This is a genomic window from Lyngbya sp. CCAP 1446/10 (genome assembly GCF_026130175.1).
In the GTDB taxonomy this organism is placed as follows: Bacteria; Cyanobacteriota; Cyanobacteriia; order Cyanobacteriales; family Microcoleaceae; genus Microcoleus.
In genome coordinates this window covers 15,212-38,162 of sequence record NZ_JAIGNI010000056.1, presented here as the reverse complement: position 1 = coordinate 38,162, position 22,951 = coordinate 15,212, and the positions used below count along the sequence as shown (strand labels likewise).

General features: G+C 45.9%; 16 protein-coding genes. 6 read left to right on the top strand and 10 right to left on the bottom strand.

Annotated elements, in window-relative coordinates; genetic code table 11:
• Positions 1–196: 196 nt before the first annotated feature.
• Both K4039_RS20905 and K4039_RS20900 read left to right on the top strand, forming a co-directional pair.
• Complete coding sequence (locus K4039_RS20905) at positions 197–3,472, top strand: response regulator (protein WP_265238121.1); 3,276 nt, start codon at positions 197–199, stop codon at positions 3,470–3,472.
• Between the two features lie 352 nt (positions 3,473–3,824).
• Positions 3,825–7,223 carry an ATP-binding protein gene (locus tag K4039_RS20900; protein ID WP_265238119.1) on the top strand — a complete coding sequence of 1,133 codons (3,399 nt, stop codon included), beginning with the start codon at positions 3,825–3,827 and terminating at the stop codon, positions 7,221–7,223.
• A gap of 241 nt (positions 7,224–7,464) precedes the next feature.
• Here K4039_RS20900 and K4039_RS20895 read toward each other — a convergent pair whose 3' ends face one another.
• Together K4039_RS20895 and K4039_RS20890 are read right to left on the bottom strand one after the other, a co-directional pair.
• Positions 7,465–7,737, bottom strand: a complete 273-nt coding sequence (locus K4039_RS20895; RefSeq protein ID WP_265238117.1) for a peptidoglycan-binding protein — start codon at positions 7,735–7,737, stop codon at positions 7,465–7,467.
• 70 nt (positions 7,738–7,807) lie between these two features.
• On the bottom strand, positions 7,808–8,086 hold the full coding sequence (locus tag K4039_RS20890) for a peptidoglycan-binding protein (protein ID WP_265238115.1): 279 nt from the start codon (positions 8,084–8,086) through the stop codon (positions 7,808–7,810).
• 374 nt (positions 8,087–8,460) lie between these two features.
• Here K4039_RS20890 and K4039_RS20885 point away from each other — a divergent pair, with 374 nt between their 5' ends.
• A complete protein-coding gene (locus K4039_RS20885) occupies positions 8,461–8,712 on the top strand; it encodes an adenylate/guanylate cyclase domain-containing protein (protein WP_265238114.1) in 252 nt (83 codons plus the stop codon).
• Positions 8,713–8,752: 40 nt separating this feature from the next.
• Here K4039_RS20885 and K4039_RS20880 read toward each other — a convergent pair whose 3' ends face one another.
• From K4039_RS20880 to K4039_RS20870, 3 genes are all read right to left on the bottom strand, one after another.
• On the bottom strand, positions 8,753–10,207 hold the full coding sequence (locus tag K4039_RS20880) for a hypothetical protein (RefSeq protein ID WP_265238126.1): 1,455 nt from the start codon (positions 10,205–10,207) through the stop codon (positions 8,753–8,755).
• A gap of 130 nt (positions 10,208–10,337) precedes the next feature.
• Positions 10,338–10,958: a DUF3177 family protein gene (locus K4039_RS20875; RefSeq protein ID WP_265238112.1), complete on the bottom strand. Its 621-nt coding sequence runs from the start codon at positions 10,956–10,958 to the stop codon at positions 10,338–10,340.
• 318 nt (positions 10,959–11,276) lie between these two features.
• Positions 11,277–11,513, bottom strand: a complete 237-nt coding sequence (locus K4039_RS20870; protein ID WP_106148740.1) for a Calvin cycle protein CP12 — start codon at positions 11,511–11,513, stop codon at positions 11,277–11,279.
• Positions 11,514–11,993: 480 nt separating this feature from the next.
• On the opposite strand from K4039_RS20870, the gene K4039_RS20865 reads away from it, so the two are divergent.
• A complete protein-coding gene (locus K4039_RS20865) occupies positions 11,994–13,229 on the top strand; it encodes an FIST N-terminal domain-containing protein (protein WP_321161636.1) in 1,236 nt (411 codons plus the stop codon).
• Positions 13,230–13,588: 359 nt separating this feature from the next.
• Here K4039_RS20865 and K4039_RS20860 read toward each other — a convergent pair whose 3' ends face one another.
• Both K4039_RS20860 and K4039_RS20855 read right to left on the bottom strand, forming a co-directional pair.
• On the bottom strand, positions 13,589–15,616 hold the full coding sequence (locus K4039_RS20860) for an iron uptake porin (protein WP_265238109.1): 2,028 nt from the start codon (positions 15,614–15,616) through the stop codon (positions 13,589–13,591).
• A gap of 470 nt (positions 15,617–16,086) precedes the next feature.
• Positions 16,087–16,284 carry a hypothetical protein gene (locus K4039_RS20855; protein WP_265238107.1) on the bottom strand — a complete coding sequence of 66 codons (198 nt, stop codon included), beginning with the start codon at positions 16,282–16,284 and terminating at the stop codon, positions 16,087–16,089.
• Positions 16,285–16,729: 445 nt separating this feature from the next.
• Here K4039_RS20855 and K4039_RS20850 point away from each other — a divergent pair, with 445 nt between their 5' ends.
• Positions 16,730–17,677: a hypothetical protein gene (locus K4039_RS20850; RefSeq protein WP_265238105.1), complete on the top strand. Its 948-nt coding sequence runs from the start codon at positions 16,730–16,732 to the stop codon at positions 17,675–17,677.
• A 463-nt stretch (positions 17,678–18,140) separates the two neighbouring features.
• Here the strand turns inward: K4039_RS20850 and K4039_RS20845 are convergent, their stop codons facing one another.
• From K4039_RS20845 to K4039_RS20835, 3 genes are all read right to left on the bottom strand, one after another.
• Complete coding sequence (locus tag K4039_RS20845; RefSeq protein WP_265238103.1) at positions 18,141–20,264, bottom strand: hypothetical protein; 2,124 nt, start codon at positions 20,262–20,264, stop codon at positions 18,141–18,143.
• A 292-nt stretch (positions 20,265–20,556) separates the two neighbouring features.
• Positions 20,557–21,978, bottom strand: coding sequence for a CHAT domain-containing protein (locus tag K4039_RS20840; protein ID WP_265238101.1), 1,422 nt, complete (start codon positions 21,976–21,978; stop codon positions 20,557–20,559).
• Positions 21,979–22,092: 114 nt separating this feature from the next.
• Positions 22,093–22,224 (bottom strand): hypothetical protein, encoded by a 132-nt coding sequence (locus tag K4039_RS20835; protein WP_265238099.1) that lies wholly within the window; start codon positions 22,222–22,224, stop codon positions 22,093–22,095.
• A 270-nt stretch (positions 22,225–22,494) separates the two neighbouring features.
• On the opposite strand from K4039_RS20835, the gene K4039_RS20830 reads away from it, so the two are divergent.
• Entirely contained in the window at positions 22,495–22,755 is a 261-nt protein-coding gene (locus K4039_RS20830) for a hypothetical protein (protein ID WP_265238098.1), read from the top strand.
• Positions 22,756–22,951: the final 196 nt, after the last annotated feature.

The window sequence follows — 22,951 nt, the reverse complement described above, 5'->3', positions numbered from 1 at the left end:
CGCCGCTCTTTCTTTTTCCATATCTTTCTGTGGCATTTGTAAGTTATTCATTTTTTTATTGTCACAATCAATTATTGCATATAATTATATCATAATAAGTGTAGATAATGATTTAGGATTGCTATAGCCGGAAAAATGCAATTGGGTGTATCCTAGAGACAGAGTTCAAACTGTTAAGTGGCAGAATAAAATTAAAATGTCCTCAATTGCCAATCAACTGCGTTACGGTTTTGTCTCGATTGTTGTGGCAAGCGTATTGATAGCAGGGAGTACGTTAGCTTACCTCAGCTTTCGGGGACAAATAGAACAGACAAAACAGCTTCAGTACGAGCGATCGCAAGCTGCTGCCGCCCAAATTAGCGCTTATCTGGATAACTTGCAGCGCCAACTCAATTACTTGTCAGAATTGCGCGGCTTAACAGAATTTAATAGTGAAACTCAGCGCAGCATTCTTGAAGGATTGATCAGCAGCAACAGCGCCTACGAAGTGGTAGGAATTTTTGACAGTAAAGGTCAAATCGTACAGGCGATGTCGCCTTACGAACCCTTCTCTACATCTAGCTTAAATTTAGCAGGTATTTCGGGAGATGCACCTATATTTTGGGAGACGTTTCGACAGGCTCAAAATTATGTGAGTTCAGTAGATGTCGATATGAAGACAACGGTTAATGTTGTCAATTTAGCCGTGCCTATTCGCGACAGTAAAAATCAAATTTCTGGAGTATTATTTGCCAGAGTTAGTCTCAATTTTTTAATTCAAATTGCAGCCAGATCGCAAGTTGGGAAAACTGGATACAGCTATGTTATCGACCATCGATCCGTGCTGATTTCGCAAACAGGAAACAAGATTAATCCATATTTACTCCCAGATTTGAAAGGGCGATCGTTTGTAGGAGAGTTATCCAAATTAGCTTTAGCTTCGGGGAGGGAATCTCCGCTGGTTTATCGAGGTTGGCGCGGGGAGGAAGTCATGGGTACGGGTGCGATCGTCCGTCGGGTACAGTGGATGGTGGTTGTAGAGCTACCGACAGCCGAAGCTTACGCTCCCGTGCGATCGCTCATCTACGTCATGGGTGCAGTTACCACCGCCAGCGCCCTCGCCGCCGTGGGCTTGGGAGTCGCTTTTGCGCGATCGATCACAAATCCTTTGAAATCCCTAACATCCGCAGCTACTGAAATGAGTAGCGGAATCTTGGAAACTCGGGTAAATATTGCCACATCTAACGAACTAGGAAAATTAGCTGATGCTTTCAACAGCATGGCCGGTCAATTGGAAGTATCTTTCACAAAATTAGAGGATCAAAATGCCCAATTGCAGCGACTTGACAAACTCAAAGACGAATTTTTAGCCAATACTTCTCACGAACTCCGCACCCCGCTTAATGGCATTATTGGTTTAACAGAATCTTTGATAGACGGTGCTACAGGACAATTGCCAGCACCGACTATTTCTAATTTAAAAATCATTGCATCTAGTGGCAGAAGACTCTCCAATCTCATCAACGACATTCTTGATTTCTCGAAGCTGAGACACAAAAATATTGAACTGCAAATCAAGCCAGTCGGCATCCGAGAAATTGTCGATATCGTGGTAACTCTTTCTCAACCTCTAATTGGTGCCAAAAACTTGCAGTTGATTAATTCAGTCACTCGCGAAATTCCCCTGGTAGATGCCGATGAAAATCGGGTACAACAAATTCTTTATAACTTAATCGGAAATGCGATTAAATTTACCGACACTGGTACTGTAGAAATTTCGGCAAATGCGATCAGCTTGAATTCGCCCCAGTTGCTTGATCAAGAAATTTCAGTAACCAGCCAAATTCAATCTTTAATTGTCAGGTCAAAACTGCAAATTACGGTATCCGATACCGGGATTGGCATTGCTGAAGATAAATTAGAACGAATTTTTGAATCTTTTGAACAAGCAGACGGTTCTACTGCTAGAGAATACGGAGGAACTGGTTTAGGTTTGGCTGTTACAAAGCAGTTAGTCGAGCTGCATGGCGGCGAAATTCAAGTATTTTCAAAACTCGGTGTTGGTTCGGAGTTTACCTTTAGTTTGCCAATTTCTAAAAATCAGTATGTCGATCATAATCATTTAACACTAACGGCTCGACAATCTTTAGTTTCAAAAATAAATGAGCCCAAATCGCTCGCGACTGAAAGTGCTGTACCAACCTTTGACAATCATAGTTCCAGCATCTTTAAAGAACATCAAGAAAATAATCAGATAAAAATCTTGATTGTAGATGACGAACCTGTAAATGTTCAAGTATTAACTAATAATTTAGTTTTGGAAAATTATACGATCGTCGAAGCTAGCAGTGGTAGAGAAGCTTTAGCTCTTCTAGACGGAGACTACAAGCCAGATCTAATTTTGCTAGATATCATGATGCCACGGATGACTGGTTACGAAGTTTGCCAGACAATTAGGGAAAAATTCACAGCCAGCGAATTACCAATCGTGATGCTAACCGCCAAAAATCAAGTATCTGACTTAGTACAAGGTTTCAATGCAGGAGCCAATGATTTTTTAACTAAACCGTTTCTTAAAAATGAATTGTTAGCCAGAATCAAAACTCACATCCGTCTGACAAAAATTAATGCAGCCTATGGTAGATTTGTTCCTCACGACTTTCTGCGATTTTTGGGACACGAAAGTATCATTGATGTCCAATTAGGCGATCAAATTCAGAAAGAAATGACAGTTTTATTTTCGGATATTCGCTCCTTTACGACTATCTCCGAAGCGATGACTCCTCAAGAAAATTTTAATTTTCTTAACAGCTACCTCCGACGAGTGAGTCCGGTAATTCGCGCTCACCAAGGTTTCATTGATAAATATATTGGGGATGCGATTATGGCACTATTTCCTGAGTCGGCAGATGATGCTGTTCGCGCGGCGGTGGAAATGCAAAAACAAGTTATTCTTTACAACCTGCACCGACAACTAAGCAATTATGCACCGATTACGATTGGCATTGGTTTGCACGCGGGCACTTTAATGTTGGGTACGATTGGCGAGCAAGAACGGATGGAGAGTACAGTGATTGCTGATGCGGTGAATCTCGCTTCTCGTTTGGAAGGATTGACTAAGGTTTATGGATCGGGAATTCTGGTAACAGATTCAATTTTAGAGCGTTTGGGCGATCGATCGCAATATCTGTACCGATTTGTCGATCGAGTCACAGTAAAAGGGAAAACATCTGCCGTGTCTGTGTTTGAAATTTATGATGCAGAAACCGAACAAAGCATTCAGCTAAAACAGGAAACTGCTGCTGCATTTCAAAAAGCTCTAGAGCTTTATGTCGAGCAAAATTTTCCTAAAGCGCAAAAAATATTCAAGAATATTTGCGAAACAAATCCTCAAGATAAGTTGGCAGCAATCTACTATCAGCGCTGTCTGAAGCATCAAATGTATGGAGTACCAGAAGGATGGTCGGGGATAGAATGTTTACAGGAAAAGTAGTAAAACTAGCATCAATCTGAAGTCAGAAATTTTCAGGTATTTATCTAATTTTTCGGCTCTGACATCAGTCATAATATATTCAGACCGAAGCCTGAAAGCCGCAAATTGGGGATTTTCTCGAAAATTTAATGTAGAGTTAGCTGATTTTGACTTCACAATCGAATATAATGGGGGAAGCTATCCGAAAAAGAACCTGGTTTTTCTAAGAAATCTCAGGTTGGACAGCGATTCAGGAAGCAACCGAGAATCAGGCTGTTCTTGTGTAAGTTTTGTTCAAGACAAAAGAGTTTACAATACTTAACAGTAGCTTCGCTCTGAGTATCAACTGTGTTTTTTAATCTAAATTAATATTATGTCAACTTTTTCTCTCAAGCGCTTAGCAGCTAAACTTTCAGGAAAAACGACGCTGCAAACTGTACTCATAGTTCCGTTTGTCTTGCAAGTATTTGCCGCGGTGGGAATTGTGGGATATTTATCATTTAAGAACTCTCAAAGAGCAGTCAACGATCTTGCGGATCAGTTGATGGGAGAAGTGAGCAATCGCATTGAGCAAAATTTGAAAACTTATCTGCAAACTCCGCACCAAATCAATCAAACCAAGCTGGATTCAATCAAACTGGGTTTTGTGAATATAAAAGACTTGTCAGCTTGGGAAAAGTATCTGTGGCGGCAAGTGCAATTATATCCTTATATCAATTTTACCTCGTTCGCCAATCGCAATGGAGAATACCGCACCGGCGAAAAGATGTCGGATGGGACTTTGTTGATTAACGCCTCCGGCCCGTCTACCAAATTTAATTTTTATTCCTACAATACTAATGATACGGGCGATCGCACCAAACTAGCAGCCACCATCAAAAACTTCGATATCAGACAGAACCCTTTATACAAAGATGCGTCTCTAGCAGGCAAACCCACTTGGAGTTCAGTTGATATCTCCTTGCTAGAACCCACACTGATCGTCAGCGCGCTGCAACCAGTTTACAACAACCAGAAACAGCTAGACGGAGTATTAATTACTGCTTTGCGTCTGGATAGTATCGGTCAATTTTTAAACAGCCTTAAAATAGGAAAATCCGGTCAAACTTTTATTATCGAAAGAAAGGGAACGCTGCTGGCAACTTCCACGCGCGAAAAACCTTTCCGCAACAAAAACGGTAAAAAAGAACAATTTCAAGTCAAAGCAAGCAGCGATATCGTAACGCAGAATACAGCTAAATACTTAGAAAGTCACTTTCAAGATTTGCAGCAAATTACCAAATCGCAACTAATCCATTTTGAAATAAACGGCCAGCCGCAATTTTTAAAAATCCTGCCATTTAAAGATGGCAAAGGTTTAGATTGGCTGATTGTCGTCGTCGTTCCCGAAGCCGACTTTATCGAACAAATTAATGCTGGCAATAGAACTACAATCTTGCTATGTCTGGCAGCTTTGGCCATAGCAACTGTGCTAGGAATTCTCACTGCTCGCTGGATTACCAAACCAATTTTACAATTAAAAGATGCAGCAATAGATTTGTCTGAAGGACAATTTGACAGAACTGTCAATCTCGATCGTTCCGACGAGTTGGGCGTACTTGCCGCTGCTTTTAACAGCATGGCAGCACAACTGCAAGCATCTTTTAGTGCCTTAGAAAATAAAAATACCGAATTGCAGCGACTGGACAAACTGAAAGACGAATTCTTAGCCAATACTTCCCACGAACTCCGCACTCCCCTCAACGGTATTATTGGGATTGCAGAATCTTTAATAGACGGTGCTACCGGGAAACTGCCAGAAACAACTAATTTTAACTTAGCTTTGATTTCATCGTCGGGAAAAAGATTGTCTTCTTTAATTAACGATATTCTCGATTTTTCTCAGCTCAAACACAAAACTCTAGAACTGCAAACTAAGTCCGTCAATCTCCGAGAAATAGTCTTTATAATTCTCAAATTATCTCAACCATTGGTAGGTATAAAAAACTTGCAATTGATTAACTCAGTTGCTCCCGAATTGCCGCCAATAGCAGCCGATGAGAATCGCTTGGAGCAAATACTTTACAACTTAATTGGCAACGCGATTAAATTTACTGAAAGTGGCACAGTTGAGATTTCAGCAGCATTGATAACGAGCCATGAAGAATCATCGCCTAATCCCGAATTGGCCATTACGGTATCTGACACGGGAATTGGCATCCCCGAAGATAAATTAGAACGAATTTTTGAATCCTTTGAACAAGCTGACGGTTCCACTGCTAGAGAATATGGTGGCACAGGTTTAGGGTTAGCTGTTGTCAAGCAATTAGTGGAATTACACGGCGGTAAAATCTCGGTATCTTCAGATGTCGGGGTCGGTTCCCAATTCATCTTTACTTTGCCTCTATCTGATAGTCAGCCGGAATTTAGTAGCAAACAGCCGCGTTTGACTGAGGGCGAGGGGATTTTAATTACTCCTGAATTAGATCCCCAATCATCTCTAGTAAATTCTACTCTCTCAGCCCAAAGGAACTTGATAGAAGAAGGTGAAAAAATAAAAGTTTTGGTAGTCGATGATGAACCAATTAATATTCAGGTCATTGCCAACAATCTTGCTGTGGAAAACTATGCGATAACTCAAGCGAGCAACGGCAGAGAAGCTTTAAATTTGATTGAATCGGGATTTAAGCCCGACTTGATTTTACTCGACGTAATGATGCCACAGATGACTGGTTATGAAGTCTGTCGAGAAGTTCGCAAAAAATACTCGCCTTTAGAAATGCCAATTTTAGTGCTGACTGCAAAAAATCAAACTAGCGACTTGGTAGAAGCTTTTAATTCAGAAGCGAATGATTATCTAACTAAACCTTTTATCAAAAAGGAATTGTTGGCGAGAATCAAGACACAAATTACCCTGGCAAAACTGAATGCAGCTTACGGCAAGTTTGTGCCACACGATTTTTTAAATTTGCTTGAAAAACCGAGTATTATTGAAGTCAAATTAGGCGACAATCAGGAAAAGAATATGACTGTACTCTTTGCTGATATTCGTTCTTTTACGGTGCTTTCAGAACAGATGACACCTGCTGAAAATTTTGCATTCATTAATAGTTACTTGGGAAGGGTTAGCCCTGCAATTAGGAAAAATAACGGATTTATTGACAAATATATCGGCGATGCAGTTATGGCTTTGTTTCCTACATCTCCATCAGATGGTGTGCGAGCAGCAATTGATATGCAAAAAGAATTGAATATCTACAATGAGCAGCGAGAACAAAACGGCTTGTTGCCGATCGCGATCGGCATTGGTTTGCACGCGGGAAATTTGATGTTGGGTACAATTGGCGAGCCAGAACGGATGGAAAGTACCGTGATTTCTGATGCGGTGAATCTCGCGTCTCGTTTGGAAGGATTGACTAAGGTTTACGGATCGGGAATTCTCGTTAGCGGTGAAATTATCGATCGCCTGGAAGATTCAGAAACATATAACTACAGATTTGTCGATCGAGTAACGGTGAAAGGAAAGACAACTGCTGTGTCGGTATTTGAAATTTACGATACAGAAACAGAGAAGAGCATTCTCCTCAAGCAGCAAACTGCGGAGAGTTTTCAAGAAGCTCTCAATTTTTACTACCAGAAAAAATTTGTTGCCGCCCAAAAAATATTTGAGAATATTTTAGACATCAATCCTGACGATCTGGTAGCAACGCTGTATTTCAAACGCTCTCGCAAGTATCGAATGTATGGAGTGCCGGAGGGGTGGTCTGGGGTGGAAGATTCGGCCGAAAAATAGGCGGTTTTTTGGCAGGAAAAGGGCTCGCTTCGGCTGCGCTATTCGAGTAAAAAGAGGGAAGAGGGAAGAGGGAAGAAGGCTTTAGTGAGCTAGGAGAGAAGACTTTAGTTCTGGAGGAGAGAAGGAATCGATCGCATTGGTGTCAGCAATTAAAAACGTCCTCAGCATCGGGCCAGGTTGCAATAAAAGATAGGGCGCGCACTGCACGCCCTACTCTGTTTAAGATATGGTAGTACAAACTTTAAAATACAGTTGTACAAACGCCCAATTTATTCCAAGTTTTGGGGCCGACAATGCCATCAGCAGCGATTTGTTTTTGCTGCTGAAAACTGATGAGTGCTTGTTGGGTTTTCGGGCCGAACGATCCATCAGTATTTAGGGAAGCTCCACTGACATTTAAAAGTCGTTGGAGGTAGCGGACATCCTCATTTTGAATGGTGGCATCTTTGCGTTGGAGTAGGGGAAAATAACGGCAGGAAGGTAATTCAATGCGAGTTGCGTTTGTGGTTTGCATGGTTTGATTATCTATTTATTGTTTGCAAGTTGCGATCGACAGAGAAGTGCGGGAAAATGTTGGCAGTGATTTAACAAGGAGGTTCGGTAACGCAAGCGCCTAATTTATTCCAAGTTTGCTGGCCGACAATACCATCAACAGTAATTTTATTTTTCTTTTGAAAGTTGATGACTGCTTGTTCGGTTTTGGCGCCGAAGAATCCATCAGTTGCTACGGGATATCCTTTTTTTAGTAAGGATTGTTGGAGATAGCGCACGTCTTTATTGGAAGCGCTGCTATGATTTCGTTCCAGTGTGGGCAAGGAAGAGCACATAGGTAATTGAGCTTGAATTTCGTTTGTGGTTTGCATGGTTTGATTGGGGATTAGTGGTTTGCGAGTTGTTTGAACTTGCTATTCCCCAGTTGTAGCTGTGGAGGAAAGTGCTTTAACAGTCGCTTTTTTTAGTGACACTTATCTGGGGTAGCTTAAATGAGTGACAGAAGAAAGGAATTTCCACAATGGATTGAACGGATGTAACAGATGGATGTTGAGAGTTGAGGGTTGAGAGTTGACTCAATTAGACATTCTAGGAGGCCGAACTTAATTATGTAAAGCTTCAGGGAATAATTGTGTAGCATAGATTTATAGCATAAGGTATAGCCTTTCTCAGAAAGATCAGGTACGCTTTCGGAATAGGGCATAGGCTTCCGTGGGCATAGGGCATAGGGCATACCTCACCACGCTTGAGAACCGCTATATTAGAGAGCGATGTCGATCGCACCGACGAAGTAGGCCAGCTAGCCAAATCCTTTACCAGCATGGCATCTCAACTACAAACATCCTTCGCCGGATATCAACCGATTCAAGTCGGCGTAGGAGTGCATTTCGGACACATGATGGTGGGCATAGTTGGGGAAGCGGAGAGAATGCAGGGAGATGCTTTTTCGGATAATGTGAATTTAGCTTCTCGTCTGGAAAGTCTCACTAAGTTATAGGTCGTATCTTTGATAATTTCCGAGAAAGTTTTAGATAATGTCAACCATTTGATTGAGAAGGGCGTACCGGAAAATTGGTCTGGGGTTTGGACTTTAACTCAGAAGTGATATCGTAGTATCGGTAGATCGTAGATTTGCGGCTTTCAAACAACTTGAGAATTGAGTCAACGACAATTTCTGTAACTCTTGGGTTAAAGTCGGAAATAAAGTTATCGGCTGCCAAATTTTCCCGAAAAAACTCCTTAGCCCGATCGCACTGATAGCGCATTTCGTCAAAACCCACAATTTTGACGATAAATGTTGTGAGGGGCGAGTTTTCCAAATCGGTATTATAACTGCTTTTCGCCCGCCCATTTTCTAATAAATTCAATACTTCCGTTTCTAAAGCAGTTTGAGGTTGGTGAGGTTTATCTGTTTCTGGAAAAAAGCTTTCCAGACGGATGCCTCCAGCGGCTCTATCTGGAAGTTCTCCCATCATCATCACCAGAGAAACATCGAGTCCCAAACCCGAAGAAAGGGCTTCCAGCAGGGCGATAGCAGCCAGTTTGCATCCCAGATAAAGCTGGGCAATTTGGAGATTGTACTTAGCGGTAGTTTCCCAGCGTTGATATGTGCGATCGTCTGGATATCCCTCAAACTGCCGGAAAATCACCTCTGGCTTGAGATAACTCAGAAAACCCTCCATCTTCTGCAAAGCAATTCGGTAGTCGCGAACCGTGTAAAAACCGCAGCAGGTGAGATTGTGATTAGTTTCCGGCAGTAAATTCCAGGTATTTGCCAAAAAAATGGCTGAACTCTGGTAAGCAAAACTGATCACATCCCGGTTAGCAATTCGCACAGCTTTTTTCACAGTTTCCCGCATTTCCTCGTCAGTCAAACTGAGGTTAAACAGGTTAGTTATTGCTTGCAAGCGGTGATAAAGGCGCTGGCTTGCTGTGATTCCCGACTCGGCGGCGCGAAACGGGATTGTGGCTTCAATGCAGCCTGCAATTTGAAGCAATTGCTCGCGTTTGAGAAATGGTTCGAGAGCTTTTGCCGCCACCACAGCGCTGAGAAATTCGTTTTGTCCGGCGAAGGGATTGAGCACTTCTCCGGGTACAAAACCGAATACCAGCATTACGATCTCGAATGTAGCATCAGCAGACAGTTCAGATCGATCGCGAATCTGTAGCTGTTTGTTAACCTCTTTGGTAACAGGAGTGATGTAGTAGCTGACGTTAAAGTTAATGCTGCGATCGACTTGCACGTAGACGATATCGTGAAATAAAGCTGCCAAAACCTCGATCGCATCTTCATTTCCTCCCACCTCAAAAATATGTTCGGGAGTGTGAAAAAACCGCCAGGGCCCGGTCATCGGCTCAACTATCAGTTCGGCAATCCGAGCGAGTTCAGTTGGTTCGACTTTTACGTTTAGGCAATCCGTCGCCCAAATCAGCTTTTCTAAGCATTCTAAGTATGCTTCTTTGCTATCAATCACAGTCTTTTCCAATAACATTACTGTCACGTCAGCTATCCTCTTGTTAGTTGGATCTTTTCGTAGATGTGCCCCGATTTTTTTGGTTTCTAAGTTTTTTGTTGAAGACTTTCGCTGAAATTTAGGAGGCAAATACTTACTTAAAATCCACTTAATTTCCGGTAGCTGACCTCCCCTGTTTCCCCAATCTAATTACCACAAAGTATGACAAGTAAACCACATAAATTGCTAAACCTGTCAGACCCAACAATCCCAAAAATTGAGGGTTTGCCCTACCGTGAAACATCTCTTTGTACAGCCAAGGTGGATCTAACCAAATGCGGCAGAAAGGTTCGTCAATTACCTGACTTTGGGATTTAAAGGCACAGGTTAAGAAGGGAATTTGAACTAGAGCGCCCAAACCGCTGTAAACAGTAATCGCCCACCGCCAAGCTGTAAAGGCCAGTTTTAAAGACGACTGGGGGCGATCGGCAATTTCCTCGTTTAAATCCTGCCAAAACCATAGACAAGCAGGAATCAAAGCCCTACCCATCACTGACGACACAAAGCTCAGAGGCATCGCAGCCATCATCAGGTAAAGTGTAATTGCCAGCAAACTCGCCACTCGCCAATAAATCATCAACAAACGGGCGATCGCATCAGCCTTTGCAAAAACAGCCCAAATCAGCACTACCAGCGGGATCGAAATTGTTAATAACACTGACAAGCGGTAATCCATCCAGACAAGCGGTTGAAACCAAGGCCCGGTGGCTGCTAATAAAAGACTCAACATATTGGGGAAAATATACTCACTTATTTGTGACAGATTCTACTACAAAAGCGCTCAAGAAGATAAGACGGCGGTTGAAACCGCTTCTTGTCAAACGTAGGCGTTAGCCTTCGGGAAGGGTAGTCCGCCGACGCGGTGTAAAGAAAACAACTTAATTTCAAACATCGGTTCTTCAACCCGCTTGGAGTGGGTTTTGTCTGTGTAGACGCGGTTTCAACCGCCCGGTCTTCTTGACAAGGTAATTTATAAACCGATGAAAGAATCCCGCGCCAAAAGCTAAATTTCGGCGCGGGAGGGAAGACAAGGAGCTAAATTCCTCGCTTATTCGTCGTAGATGCGGCACTCAGCAGCGTCAGGATTGTCGTCGCAATACTTTTCAAAAGAATTTTTAGGTTTGACTTGCTTTTGGTGGGAAGCTTCAGCTTGCAGTTCTTCAACTGCGTCCCACGCCGCAGCGCATTCCCCGGAAGTTGCGCCCTTGATGTCACAGACGGTACGAGCGCTTTCTAGTTCTTCTTCAATTTTTTCTTCGATGTTGCCCGCGGGTGTTGTTGTCATAAACTTATTGACTAAGAAAGGTTTTCTTTTTGGATGTTAGCTTGTGTTTGACTTGCAGTTTCGCTCTGGCGACCTCAACTAATACTAGCTTGAGATGCGCTGCTGTGGCAGCCCAGATAAAAACCATCCATAACTGCGATCGCAGTAGCGGTCTCTACTTCCTGCTTTACTTTAGCCGATCGGCGGATTCTAGTCCACAGGCATCAATGCAGGTCGAGCCGACCTGACTTTTGATAAAAACATTACAGGAAGTTGTGGTGTCAAACTGTATTGAGCTTTATCTTTTAAGATTTCGCTGAAGACAGCATTTAACACTCAACAGATTGATTCGAGACTCATGTTAACTTATGTTAACACAAGAACGGCCAGGGAAGGGAATCGATCGCCCCAGAAAACCGTCCCGCCAGTGGCCAGTTCCGGTTAGCCTAATGTAAGACATAGTTTTATAAAAAAGTTCGCCTTATGGACAAGCAAAACCAAATGCAATGGGTCAGCGCCTTATCAACCCGTCCGTCTTTGGAATCAGCCCTCAAAGAAGTTGTAGAACAAGCCGATCGCGAATTAGAAGGCCCGGCCGATTTAGCGCTGATTTTTATCTCATCTGCCTTTGCCAGCGAGTATTCTCGACTGATGCCTTTACTCGAAGAATTACTGCCAGTGCCTGCGATTCTGGGCTGTGGCGGTGGAGGAGTCATTGGCACGAATCGGGGCGGGCTCACCGAAGAAGTAGAGGGTTCTCCAGCAGTCAGCCTGAGTCTCGCCCGCTTACCGGGAGTAAACGTCAGAACATTTCACATCAGTGCAGAAGAACTACCGGACTTAGACAGTCCGCCGGATACTTGGGTGGATTTGTTGGGCGTGCCAGCCGACGAAGAACCGCAGTTTATCATCTTGGCCGACCCTTTTTCGGCAAAAATTAACGATTTGCTGCAAGGGCTAGATTATGCGTATCCGGGTGCGCCGAAGGTAGGGGGACTCGCCGGCGGGGACGGTGCGGGCAGGGGCGCGGCGCTGTTTTGCGACTATCAGCTTTACCGAGAAGGGACGGTGGGAGTGGCTTTGAGCGGGAATATAGTTTTGGAAACGATCGTTGCACAAGGCTGTAGACCGATCGGGCATCCTTATCGGGTGACGGAAGGAGAGCGCAATATTGTGCTCAAACTCGAAGAACAAACCGACGATATCGGCACCAGGAGTGTCGAGCGATCGCCCTTAGAGGCCCTGCGAGAGTTAGTTCAAACTTTGAGCCAAGCAGACCAAGAATTAGCGCAGCACTCGTTATTTGTCGGCTTAGTCAGCGATGAATTCAAGTTTAAATTAGAGCCGGGAGATTTTTTAATCCGCAATCTGTTGGGAGTAGATCCAAAAGTGGGGGCAATTGCGATCGGCGATCGAGTCCGTCCCGGACAGCGCATCCAATTCCACCTGCGGGACGCGCGCACCTCCGCAGAAGACCTAGAAATGCTGCTCGATCGCCATCAGCGGGCGGCCGAGTACAGCGGTACATCCAGCGCCGGTGCCTTGATGTTCTCTTGTCTGGGGCGCGGCGAAGGGCTTTATGGCCAATCGAATTTTGACTCACGACTGTTCGGCAGATACCTCAAAAACATCCCGTTGAGCGGCTTTTTCTGCAACGGCGAAATCGGCCCCGTCGGCGGCAGCACATTTCTGCACGGCTACACATCCGTATTCGGGATTTGTCGGCAAAATTCCTAATTTTGTTGACAGTTGACTGTTGGCTGATGACCGATCAAATTGGTTTGTAGATCAGACGGCGGTTGAAAACCGCCTCTACAAAAACGAAGATCAGACGTACGGTTGAAACCGCTTCTATACAAACGAAGTCCGCCTCCGCGGACTAAAGAAAATCAAGAATTCCCACGCGCTTGGAGTAGATTTTGTCTCCATAAATGTGGTGTCAAGACTTACTCTTCAACCTGCGGAGGCAGGTTTTGTTTTTATAGACGCGGTTTCAACCGCCGGAGTCTTCTGAACCCAGGCGTCTTGACCCATAACCAAAAACTAAAAGCGGCAGGTGACTGCCGCTTTTAGCTCTAACTAGATGTCTGGAAACCTTAGAAACTAAAGGTTGTCCGCAGGACTCCTACCCAGATATCGTCATTGCGTTTGTTTTGTTCGGGATTCAGAATCACGTAAACGCCCGGTGTCACCGAAATAAAGTCATTCACTTGGAAGCGATAGAAACCCTCTAAGTGATAAGAGGTGTTGCGGTCTCTGGCGACATCGCTCTCAGTAACTTTTGGCGGTACGCCGGCGATCAAACCGAGGAGGTTCCCAGGCTTACCAAAATCTGGCAGCGCCAAGAAAACAGCACCATTCTGAACAGTAGCGTCATTGTGGCCGCCCCGTTCTTGCTGAGCCTTCGTGTAACCGTACCAACCGCCAAGCTGGAAGCGGCGGCTGGGTTTGAAGTTAACTTGCACCCCATAGTTATTGGATGTAGTCGATGCTTGACCGAAGGGGCGGTTAGCCAAGGCACTGCCCGTACCGCCCATGATCCCAACATCGCCTCCCCGATTGTATTTGTGGTTGTAGCTAACACCAATGTCAAATGCTTGGCTCAGATTTAAGTTGAGCTGACCCAAAGCGCTGAAAGAACCGTCGGCAATGCCCCGGCCGTTGGCTGGGTCGGGAGCGTCGCCGTCGGAGGCAAGATAGGCTGCTGTGGCTCTCACGGGACCCAAGTTGTATTTCAGAGCAGCACCTGCTCCTTCGGGGCCGCGGAACACTGCTGGGTTGTAACGTCCAAATCTGGAGAGAGCACCGTTGCCACTACTTTCCAAGGGAGCAGTAAGCTCAGCAACGTCATCGAGCCTCAGTCCTTTCGGGCCGAAGTAGACTGTAGCGTTGCCTACCGGAAAGCGATACCACAATTGATCGAGGGAGAATTGGCTGCCGTCTTCGCCGTCGATGGCGACGCGAGCCATGTTCGTACCAGTGGCAGTTGCTGCACCGTAGTTGGCGATGTTTCTAGCTTGCAAGCGGGTTCTGAGCAAGTCTTTACCCGTGAAGCTGGTGTTGAAGTTCAACCGCACTCGGTAGCCGAGGTTGGTCACAGTTTTGTCGTCCCGCAGCCCAACACCATCTCCGAAGGTGTCGCTGGCGAGAAAAACGGCTTCTCCTGCCAGTTTGGTTGTGGTGGAGAACTGGTTGGCTTCGAGTTCTGCGGTGCGAGCTTCTAGGCCATCTACTCGTCCGCGCAGGGTAGCCAGTTCGGCTGCAAATTCTTCTTGCAGGCGTTGCAGGATTGCTAAGTCGTCTTTGGTGACGAAGGTACCTGTTGATGAGCTAATTAGCTTGGTTACTTGGTCTAAGCAAGCGTTGACGCCGGCTGCAAATTCGTACCGAGTCAGGGCGCGGTTGCCGCGGTAGGTTCCGTCGGGATAGCCTGCGATACAACCGTAGCGTTCGACTAGGGATTGCAGGGCTTGGAATGCCCAGTCTGTCGGCCGCACGTCGGAAAGTTGAGAGACCGATGTCACTTGGGACATGGCTCCAGATGGTTCGGCGGGGAGGGCTTGGGGTGCTGCTGGGACGATCGGGCCACCCATGCCTGCGGGTGCTGTCTGAGCAATTTCTACCTTGGCGGCTGGGGTGCTAGCAATTGCTGGCACTTCAGTTTTGGCGGTTGCTGCCGGGGTGCTTTCCACTGCCAAGTCTGAGGCTTGGGGCGATGGTTCGGCTGTGGTGGCAGCAGCTAGGGGCTCGGTCGCGGCCGCTGTGGTGGCAGCAGCTAGGGGCTCGGTCGCGGCCGCTGTGGTGGCGGGGGCGATGGGGGCTGCTGCATTGATATCAATCGCTGCTGTTTGCAGTGCTGTGGCGCTGGTTTCTGGTGCGATTGCTGCCAGTTTTTGGGCGTCTGCCGAGGCCGGAGCGATGCTGTTTAAAGCCAGCTTTTCTGGGGCAGCAGGGGTTGCTGCAACTGGTTCTGCAATTTTTGACTCAGATGACTGAGCTGTGGCTACTTGGTTGGCTTCAGCGGTTGCGGTCGCTTCGGTGGCGATCGCACTGGCACTGACAACTGATGATAGCCCCAGAATAGCCGGGGATACTAGCAATAAATTCCAAAAAATTCTGTTCATTTTCCTCACACCTTCACACTATAAGTTCAACTTGATCAGCAATTCTCAACTGCTAATTTTTGTGGTTGCTTGCCTGCTGACAATAACAACTGCCAAAATAGAACATATCCATAGCTGCTGATTCACAGTAGGCGTGTTTAGTTCCCGCTTGAACGTAGGGGCTGGCCCCTTCTACGGCCCAGGCATCTATTCAGGTCAAGCCCACATTACCTTACGGTTGATTATATCATCACCTGGTGACGTACCCACACGCTATGCGAAGCATACAGTCTGGGCTTCCCGTTTCAACCGCCGCTGCCTATACCATTTTTGAATGATGTTGGTCTTATGCAGCGTCCGGAGGTTTGACAAGCCATCTTGTCCTCACTCCCATCGCACGGCGTGCGATCCGGGCAGACTCCCTGCGCCCCAAGGAGTTCATTGTTTGATTCGTAGAACACACCAGGGGATTTACTGCAATGGCATACCAGTTAGGCGTATTCTTTCCCCGAGTTCTGGTCTTTCTGTGGCAAGCGTATCACCGCTACTTTAACCTGTCTGTTCGAGAATTCGGGCGGGTGATGAACCGTTTGTACCATACCAGATTCTTTCGCTTTGTTGTTGAAAATTGGCGATTCCTCATCGATGTCAAAGGCAAAAGTATGGTTCAGGCAAAAGCCGACATCCATTCGTCATCGCCCTGGCTTTCATCCCACACCAGCTAAGAGTAAGGTGTGGGGGTTCGCGCGCCCGCTAGCTAAAAAAGCCAAATTTTAGGCTTGACCAATTTGGACTCTCTGACGATCCCAGCATTCGGGACTTGCCAGGGCGATCGTCTTTTTTGAGACAAGCTGTCGCCCAGTTTAATTCCCTGCTACTTTAACACAATTTTTGGGTTTTCTGAGTGTGGCTGCAATGGGTGTTGCTTAATATCCAATCACGCCGGGAATGCTCTGTTGCTTGAGACACCAACTCTACCGAAATTTTCTAGCGATTTGATGGCTGTTTTTGGCGTAGGGCGATCGTAGGAGTTTAATGCTAAGCTGGCAAAAATGCACAACTCAAAAATAGTGCTGTCGGAACAAAAAAACCCAAACGCTGTGGGTGGAAATTTTAGTAAAAGAATGAGGGGTTATGAAAGATTTTGGTATTATTATTGCCTGCTGCGACCAGGATTATTTGTTTGCTAAGGGTTGCTGTGCTAGCATTCGATATTTCCTGGGAGATGTGCCGATTTGTCTGCTGATTGACGGTACTTTTTCTGTGAGTGCTTTGGAAAAGTCTTACGGGGTACGAGTGATCGATCGCACAACGGTATCTGAAGAGGTGCTCAGGAAAAGAAGTTTTGGTTGGGGAAAAACTAAAATGATTGCTTTCTGGGAAAGTCCTTGGTCAAATTTTATGGTTTTGGATGCCGATACCATCGTCTGGGGCGATGTTCTGAAGTTGGCTAATTTTCAAGAATTTGATTTTATTGTAGACAAGCCTTGTTACGATTACTCGGATGCGGATGTTTCAGAATTTTTCTTTGATATTCCGGGCGTTGAGAAGTATTTTCCGAAGTTTCGGTGGTCGGAATCGCGATCGAACTATTTCTGCACGGGTACTTTTTTTGCTAAACGTGGTGTTTTTAGCTTGGAAGAATACGTAGAAATTTTAGATTTTACTGAGGCAAATCCGGGGATATTTAAGTACGGAGAAATGGGGTTTTTGAACTTTATGATTTTTCGGGCGGCGCAAGAAAATCGGCTGCGGGTGGAAAATGTGGATATGCAGTTGTTGGTACCGGATTTTGACCAGGATTTGCTGAAAAAGCGGTTTCCGGTGGCAGAAAGTGGGCCTGCGGCCGATCGCACTTCGCCGACTGTGATTCACTGGTGCGGCCCGAAACCAACTTTATCGACATCTAAAGTTTACTCGGAACCGATGAATTTTTGTCGCCGCAAGTGTCAGGAGGATGTTTGGAACCGCACGGGTTTGGCGGCCCAGATGTCGCTGCAAGTTGAGGATTTACAGCGATCGATCTATGTGTATAAGAATAAGTTTAAGAAGAAGTTTCGGCAGTTAGTGCGATCGACCTAAAAAATTACCTGAATTCAGTTCTTATATCGTTTCCGGTTGCATCGGAATTATATATTTGAATCGTCGAGAGTGCGATCTTAAGAACTCGTGGCCTCTCACTGCCAGCGGGGACAGCACTACATAATTCCGATGTTACAATAGTATTTGTAGGGTGCGTCGCCATTGAAAATATCTCGCATTCAATCGACAATTTAATGGCGACGCACCTTATACCATTTTATAAAAAGTCTTGCTACACAACAATTGTTGGGCGAGAGTGAAACAGAGGGTTGTTTCTTCAACGATTGTGTAAGGTGCGTTGCTGTGAGATTGTTGCCTTTCTCTAGGGATTCTCGATGGCGACGCACCCTACGAATACTACTTTTTAATCAAATTTTGGAACGGGCATCTTGCCCGTTCCACATAAAAAATTATTTTTTTGGAACGGGCATCTTGCCCGTTCCTAGCTATTTTTGCAATAGGTCTACTCATCCAAGGGCAAAAGGGGGCCGGCTGGGGGCAAAACTTGGCGGTGAACGCTGATTTTGTGACTTTCCCGCTGAGTTTGCATTTCCACGGCGATCGCCTCAAATTCAACTTCCATGCAGCCGTAGGGAATCTCTAACTCGATACTTGCTCGCATATTTCCTAATCCGTTAGCTTGAAATTCGGTGATCCAGCGCGGCCCGTCGAGAATGAGATAGGTTTGCCGATCGAATACCCAAACTTTCACATAAATCCGGGGCATCAATTCCGGCAGTTGCACTTTCACTGTTACAGCCTGGCCCGCGAGGATTTGGGTGCGCGGCAATTCTAAGACGGGCATCGGTACTAACTCGTCTTCTGGCAAAACGTAGGGAGTTGGGGGAGTTGATTCTGCTTCGAGTTTTGTGGTTTTTTGAGCAACTTGTTTCGGCTGCGGGGGCTCGTCAAAAACTACAAATTCTCTGGATTCCGGGCCAATATATTTGGGTTCGGAAATTGTTGCCCCGATCGCCCGTTGCTGCTGGGTTGGGCTGATTTCTTCCACGACGGCAATTGCTTCGCTACTATTTACCTCCGGTTTTGGAGTTGGCGACAGGGTGGTTGCTTTGAGCCATTCGGGGGATTCGCCGGTGCTGGCTAGGGAGCTGAGTCGCGACCAAAATCTATTTTCGACGTTTAGCGTTTGAAATGCCTGTTTTGAGGCTGCTGGTGGGGTTTCTGGGGCTGTTTTTTCTGGTTCGGCGGTGTTTTGGGGTTTTTGGTCGATCGCCAGAAATTCAGCCGTTTCTGGGGCTGTTGGGATGTCTGAGGGTTTGGTTTGTGGGTCGATCGCCCCTGCGGATGTCCGAGGGGGATTGGAGATTTCAGAGAGTAATTGCGATCGGCTGCTGTCGGGCAGTTTGTTACCGAATGCGGGCAATTCTAGACCGCCTGCACTTGCGGTTTGGCGGGAATTCAGTTGAGGGGGTAAGGGCTCGTTTGTTGAGACTTCGGCGGGGGATGGAGGCTCTAAGGATTTTTCTACTAGCTTGAGAAAGGATAAATTTGTGGCGCTCCGAGGCGGTTTTGCTGCTGTTGGAGAGGGCTCTGCTTGATGCTTTTCTTCGATGAAATTGTCTTTAATTGCTTCTAGAAGATGCTCTAAACGAGCTGTAATTGTGAATAGTTTGGTGGCTAGGGTGACGCCGCCGCTGCTGAGAATTGCTTCTCCTAAAATTAGGCGGCTTTTGCACTCGGCTGGGATGTAGGTGACGCAGGCGAAGATGCAGGGGGGAGCTTGTTCTGGCATCGGCTGCTCGATTTGGGCGAGTATTTGTGAGGTTTGGGGGTCTCGCAGGTAAATTTGCAGTTGGGCTGAACCGATGAGTTTTTGGAGTTCTTCGGTTTGGGATTCGGGGATGAGAGTTGCTGTTTTTCTGGTTTTTTGGGGTGGTTGGGGAATGTCGATTTTGCCGGAAATGATTAAGGGGCGACCGAGTTGAGTCACGAAGGTTTCTCGATCGAGTACAAGTTCGAGTTCGAGTTTGACTGGGGCTTTGGGCGGAGGCCCAGGGGTTTGGGGATTGGGGAATTGGTAGATTTTGGTCGGCTGCGGTGCTGGTTGGGCTGGTGGGATTTGGGTTGGTGCGCGATCGACCGATGCTGCGATTTTTGGGGCCGCGTGATCCCCTACGGGATAGCTAGGCTTCACGACTGCTGCTGGGTTTTCTGAGGCTGAGGAGGTGGTGGCGGGTTCGGAGGAGTCGATCGCGGGTAGGGGTTCGGAACTGTCCGATTCTGCGGGCAATACTTCTAATTGCACGCCGTACTGCCAAGGTTTTGCTGGTGCTAATTTGGGATCTGGTAAGCAGGAGAGTTCCCACATTCCAGGTTTGAGCCTGGTGTAGGGAATGATCACGACTAATCCTTCGGGGTTGGTGCGGGCCGATCGGCTTTGGACTTTCCGCTGGGGGGCTACTTCGTCGAAGGATGTATGGGTGATGCGAATTTCGATGTCGGTGTTGGGGTGCTGAATGCGCGCAACGACGCGATATTTGCCTTCTAGAATTTCCACGTCGGGGGTTTCTAGGGGCAACCAGGCGCGATCGCCTTCTTTCTGTAGTAAAAATTCTAATTTTTTCATGTTTGTTTCCCCTTGAAGGCTCCCGCTTGATTGGTCACAGGTTGTGGTTGGTTGAGCGACAGCTACAGATATTGAATTACTTTATGTTGTATAGCCTATCATCTGTGTCGGTCAAGAGGCCCCAAAAGCGCGATCGGTAGAGCCCGTATTCACCAAGCAGTCCTGCACCGGATACGGCATTGCCGTTTCCCTACAGCAATTCGGCAGAGTCTGGCGCCGGAAACGGCATTGCCGTTTCCCTAGAGATGCTTGCATGATAGAACAGGCCGAAAAGCCTGTTTCTTCCCCGCAATTACCACGGACTGCCGATCATACTAAAAGCTGCCCAATAATAAGGATGCGATAAATCTTTGCTATCGAGTTTGGGGATAGACGGCGGCAACGGAGTTTCTCCCCTAGAACTTCGCAGTTGACCGTTTTCTATGGTGACTTTACCTTTGATCGCAGCAATTTGTGCTTGCCTGAGAGCTTCAGCTTTAATGATTGGAGGATCTTGAGGTTTGCTGACTTTTAATTGCTGGTAAAACTCTGTCATCAGCGCCAGAGTCCCCGCATCGCTGACATACCACAAGCTGGCGAGGGCAGATTTTGCTCCCGATTGCAGCGCTAAACCGGCAAATCCGAGTTCTGCTTCTTTGTCTCCCAAGGCAGTTCTACAGGCGCTCAATACTAACAGTTCCAGTGGGGGATTGTTCCATTTCAAATCTCTCATTTGAGATAATCTGAGTTGGGTGTCCCAAAATTGAATGTAGGAGTTATCTGGGGTTCCAGGGCGGAATTCGGCGTGAGTCGCGAGGTGGATGATGCCGTATCTTTGTTGCAGTCGCTGTGATTGCAAGTTGACGATGGTAAAATCTTCGTTGATAAAGGATTGACCTGCCCACTGTCGGGCGATCGCACTTAATTCTAACGGCACTGCTGGTAGCGGTTCTTTATTCACGGTTTCCGAGAAAATTGCTGCTCCCATTGCTAAGACGTGGGAGTTTCTGAGATCGGCGTAATTGATGTCTGTAAGCTTGAATGCCGGAATGCGCGCCATGCTGTATTTTTCGATCAGAAATTGCTTGCCATCGTGCATTGCTGCTATGGGTATGGTTCGCAAACCTTCGCCGACGCAGAACAGCAATGTGTCAATTTTTGCTATTTTCAAGTCGGCTTCTAGCGGTGCAATTATCCATTGATAAAGTTGTTGAGCTGATTCTAGATAGCTGGTGGTATTAATTTTGACTGGGTTGGTAATTTCGCTGGTGAATTCTTGGACGACTTGCAGCAGTTTCTCTTGTTTTGCTGAGGGGATGCTGCGGTGAACTGGCGGGCGATCGGGCAATATTAAGATTAGTTCTAGTTGGTCTGTACGCGGGATAGCGTAAATTAAAGCTGGTTTTTTCTTGGTTTTAACTGCTAGGCGGGAGAGAGTTTTTGATATTGATTGGGCGGTTTTTTCACGGGCTGTAAAGTCTTGTTCAAAGTATTTTTGATAGTCTTCTTCCCAGTCTTTTTCGATTCTGGTGACGGCTTCGGTGAGGTTTCCGCGATCGAGCAAATTTCTCATTTCTTGCCCGTTAAGCCCGCCTGGGGCTGTGTTTTGGGCGATTGTAGGGAGGTTCGCGGTGCTCCAGCAGAAAAATATGGTTGTCAAACAGTAAAAAATAGCTCTTTTGATTTTTTTATGAGTCGCGTGTTTTTGGCGGTGCTGCTGGGACTGGTAGTGCATGGTTTTGGGGCGGTTATACCATTTTCGCATTCGAGCATTGAAGATTAAAGAATTGGCAATGAATGATCAAATAAAGGTTTGGATATCTCCTAAAGTTGGATTTTTTTTGAACTATTAATGGCGTATTTCGCTGCTGCATCCCTCTGGAGTGTAAAAACGTTGTTTGAGAGTGCGATCGTCCTGCTCTCTTGCCGTGTTCGCTTGGGGCGGATATTTGATGCTGGCGAGCACGATTATAGCATTCAACACCAACCCCAAGCATCTCCCGCCGAGCCCCCACACACCCCCAACCCCCTGGGCCCATAAATTAGGGGTTTATATGAACTTTGGTAAATTATGTAAAAATTTTGCGTAAAAATCGTAGATCCTGACAGATAGACAAATAGAAGGTTATGCAGGAGGATGCGATCGCTCGAATGGGGCCATCAAGCACCATTGATCAGAGCGTTGGCTGAACTCCGGCGGCCTGCATTAACTGGTTGGAGACAATTTTTCTGAGTAACCTTGGAACAAGAGATGCCTACTAAGGACGAAATTGACGATCGGCTCAAACAGCTAGCCATAGCTGCCAAAAATCACCAGCCTAAAACTTTAGGGCGACAGAAAGCTGTGACCAGATTAATCATGGAGATTGAAAAACATCAAATTATTAAATGTCCTCAAAATCCAAATTTTTCCTATGCAATCTATCGGGAAATTTGTGCGGAAGCAAAACAGGAATTGATGTTTCGCATCTCCAGGGAAATTCACAACTATCCACCGGAAAAAGGAGCATAACACTTATAAAATTAATATTTATACTCATAAATATCAGGTCAATCATTAGTCCATAATTAAATATATTTACCACTCTCGAACAATCATGAATCCAGAGAAACAAAGAAAGCTGCAAGAATATACCAGAGCGGTAGTCCTGCATAACAAGGAAAATGTGTATAATTTTACTCTTTCAACCTACATTAAATTTTAGCTT

Bases quoted from the DNA above. Each gene is read 5' to 3' on its own strand.
- K4039_RS20905 (WP_265238121.1), top strand. From the start codon at position 197: ATGTCCTCAATTGCCAATCAACTGCGTTACGGTTTTGTCTCGATTGTT.
- K4039_RS20900 (WP_265238119.1), top strand. From the start codon at position 3,825: ATGTCAACTTTTTCTCTCAAGCGCTTAGCAGCTAAACTTTCAGGAAAA.
- K4039_RS20895 (WP_265238117.1), bottom strand. From the start codon at position 7,737: ATGCAAACCACAAACGCAACTCGCATTGAATTACCTTCCTGCCGTTAT.
- K4039_RS20890 (WP_265238115.1), bottom strand. From the start codon at position 8,086: ATGCAAACCACAAACGAAATTCAAGCTCAATTACCTATGTGCTCTTCC.
- K4039_RS20880 (WP_265238126.1), bottom strand. From the start codon at position 10,207: ATGTTATTGGAAAAGACTGTGATTGATAGCAAAGAAGCATACTTAGAA.
- K4039_RS20875 (WP_265238112.1), bottom strand. From the start codon at position 10,958: ATGTTGAGTCTTTTATTAGCAGCCACCGGGCCTTGGTTTCAACCGCTT.
- K4039_RS20870 (WP_106148740.1), bottom strand. From the start codon at position 11,513: ATGACAACAACACCCGCGGGCAACATCGAAGAAAAAATTGAAGAAGAA.
- K4039_RS20865 (WP_321161636.1), top strand. From the start codon at position 11,994: ATGCAATGGGTCAGCGCCTTATCAACCCGTCCGTCTTTGGAATCAGCC.
- K4039_RS20860 (WP_265238109.1), bottom strand. From the start codon at position 15,616: ATGAACAGAATTTTTTGGAATTTATTGCTAGTATCCCCGGCTATTCTG.
- K4039_RS20855 (WP_265238107.1), bottom strand. From the start codon at position 16,284: ATGGATGTCGGCTTTTGCCTGAACCATACTTTTGCCTTTGACATCGAT.
- K4039_RS20850 (WP_265238105.1), top strand. From the start codon at position 16,730: ATGAAAGATTTTGGTATTATTATTGCCTGCTGCGACCAGGATTATTTG.
- K4039_RS20845 (WP_265238103.1), bottom strand. From the start codon at position 20,264: ATGAAAAAATTAGAATTTTTACTACAGAAAGAAGGCGATCGCGCCTGG.
- K4039_RS20840 (WP_265238101.1), bottom strand. From the start codon at position 21,978: ATGCACTACCAGTCCCAGCAGCACCGCCAAAAACACGCGACTCATAAA.
- K4039_RS20830 (WP_265238098.1), top strand. From the start codon at position 22,495: ATGCCTACTAAGGACGAAATTGACGATCGGCTCAAACAGCTAGCCATA.